Annotated in this window: 4 protein-coding genes and 1 pseudogene; 3 read left to right on the top strand and 2 right to left on the bottom strand. The window is 51.8% G+C overall.

Annotation, left to right across the window (positions count from 1 at the left end; translation table 11 throughout):
• Together Q0835_RS29720 and Q0835_RS29725 are read left to right on the top strand one after the other, a co-directional pair.
• Positions 1-264: hypothetical protein (locus Q0835_RS29720; RefSeq protein ID WP_298967077.1), on the top strand; the 264-nt coding region annotated here is incomplete at its 5' end.
• A 284-nt stretch (positions 265-548) separates the two neighbouring features.
• Complete coding sequence (locus Q0835_RS29725) at positions 549-938, top strand: hypothetical protein (protein WP_298967079.1); 390 nt, start codon at positions 549-551, stop codon at positions 936-938.
• Between the two features lie 46 nt (positions 939-984).
• Here the strand turns inward: Q0835_RS29725 and Q0835_RS29730 are convergent.
• A pseudogene (locus tag Q0835_RS29730) lies at positions 985-1,080 on the bottom strand (IS630 family transposase); the annotation flags it as partial.
• Positions 1,081-1,273: 193 nt separating this feature from the next.
• Between Q0835_RS29730 and Q0835_RS29735 the strand changes: the two are divergent.
• Positions 1,274-1,504: an HU family DNA-binding protein gene (locus Q0835_RS29735; protein WP_298967081.1), complete on the top strand. Its 231-nt coding sequence runs from the start codon at positions 1,274-1,276 to the stop codon at positions 1,502-1,504.
• Between the two features lie 98 nt (positions 1,505-1,602).
• On the opposite strand, the gene Q0835_RS29740 is transcribed toward Q0835_RS29735, so the two are convergent.
• Entirely contained in the window at positions 1,603-1,914 is a 312-nt protein-coding gene (locus Q0835_RS29740; protein ID WP_298967084.1) for an SMC-Scp complex subunit ScpB, read from the bottom strand.
• Positions 1,915-1,996: the final 82 nt, after the last annotated feature.

Consider the following 1,996-nt stretch of genomic DNA (forward strand, 5'->3'; position numbering starts at 1 on the left):
TCCTCCATCTTCTCGACAAAGACGGTTGAATCACAACTCGTTGATATCACTCAACTACTTTTAAATCTGGCTCTAAGGCTCTGGCCGCTTCTTTGTAGCCGAACAGTCAACGGGTTTTGGTTTTTCACTGCTGTCATCCAACCACCACGAAGAAGCAAAGATATCCGTCGACGAAGCGTCGCATCCCGGACATTGCCAAAGATTGTCTGTAGCTTGCGCCCCAGTGATTTTTCCATCGCAATGAAGGCAAAACCATTCTTCTGACCTGCCCCCGAAGAGCCGGTGACCACAATGGTAGTGTCGCAAACATCAAAACGATCTACCAAGTCAAAGCGGGAGCAACAAATTGGCAATAGAGTTCACATAGCTTGAAAGGCGCTCCCAGAACGGGAAAAATTGGTGCGTCAGAGAAAATTTTAACAGGCTCATTTATGAGGCTAACACATTCGCGCCCAAAATCTAAGTTCTATAAGCGTTTATCACGCAGTCGCGGACTTGTTACGAAGTTTGTAATGAACTTTATGGGTGCACTAAATGGAGTTAGTAGAGTGGAATCAATAAAAAAGCGTACAGCCCTGTCGCTCGTCGTCATCGGTTGCCTGCTGGCTGCTTGTGTGTCTGAGAGTTCGGTAGGAAACACTCCTCAGACTGAGGTAAACGCAGTGGTGGACACCGCTCCACCTATCCCCGAAACGCAAATTGACCCAAACTGGACTAATCGATATTCGCCGGATGTTCCTTACTACAATATCAGTGGTAGTGATAAGCCGGCATTTGGTGGAGCGGATCCGCAGACAGCTCTCGTTGGGCAAGTACGCCCGAATGATGGTGGGTTCGTCAAAGAATGTGCCATCAATTCCACCTTTTGCAAAATTACTTTTGGAGGCAACGGCCAAGAAGGATGGGTCAATATGACCGATTTCAAAGCAGGCGGTTGACCGGAAATTCACTGTATTTTCTGGCAGTGGGTGCACTCAAGGCACTCACACCAAACCTGGCAGCAGCCAGCCGGTCCGAAACGCCTTCTTGCGAAGCTTTCAGTACCCGTTCCCGAAGATCGCTGCTCAATGCTCGGCCCATCAAATCGCTCTCATTGTTGGAAAGCTTGAATCAGACCCCAGCACACATGCCACTTCACATTCGATTCATCGAAAAGGGGGCGGGTTCTTGCTCCAGCCGACTCTGTTGCAAAAGTTACCAGTTTCTGGGGATGACTGCCCGCAAGGCGAACTGGACTACTATGTCAGCTACACCTGGATTGGCATAAAGATCTTTGTCAAAAACAAAGGAATTGTCCCATGCCGACAGCATCTTCGCGGAAATCACAAAAGCCGCCATGAATGGAACGGAAACCAACCTCACTGGATTTGGCAAATTCAAGGTCAAGGAAACGGCCGCGCGCCAGGGCCGCAATCCGGCGACCGGCGAAACAATCCAGATCGCGGCATCGAAGAAACTCACCTTCGCACCCGCAAAAGCTCTGAAAGACGCTCTCAACGGATAGGCCAGCCAGCGCAACGGCCTCAAACTTCATGGTGGCCTGTTCGCCCGCCGACAGGGGTTCATTCTGGGAAGAGAGGGCGCGGTTTAGTAATTGGAATTCTAAGTCGCTCCTCTTTCTTCGCCCTCCCCGTCCTCTTGCTCGGTTAGCGCGTCGGTCTGAAGTGCCTGCCGGCTGAGCAAGCCGGCGTCTTCGAGCTGCTCGATGTCAGGCAGATCGCGCAAGGTATCGAGGCGGAAGCCGACAGGAAGTGTTTGGTGGCTACATAAGTGTAAAGGCGCGCCGGAGGTGGGGCTGCGCGGGCCGGTGCCGAGGAACCCGGCGTGTCTTAGGCTGGCAATTGTATCGCGGCTGACGTCCTTGCCGAAGAGTTGGGTGAGTTCGCCGCGTGTGACCGGTTGCAGATAGGCAATTGCTGCTAAAGCGTGTCGCGTTTAATTGCATTCATATCCAGCGTGTTTGAAGAAGTTCCTGCATTCAGTAGGAGTGAACAGG

It is taken from the genome of uncultured Roseibium sp., from assembly GCF_947499295.1.
Classification (GTDB): Bacteria; Pseudomonadota; Alphaproteobacteria; order Rhizobiales; family Stappiaceae; genus Roseibium.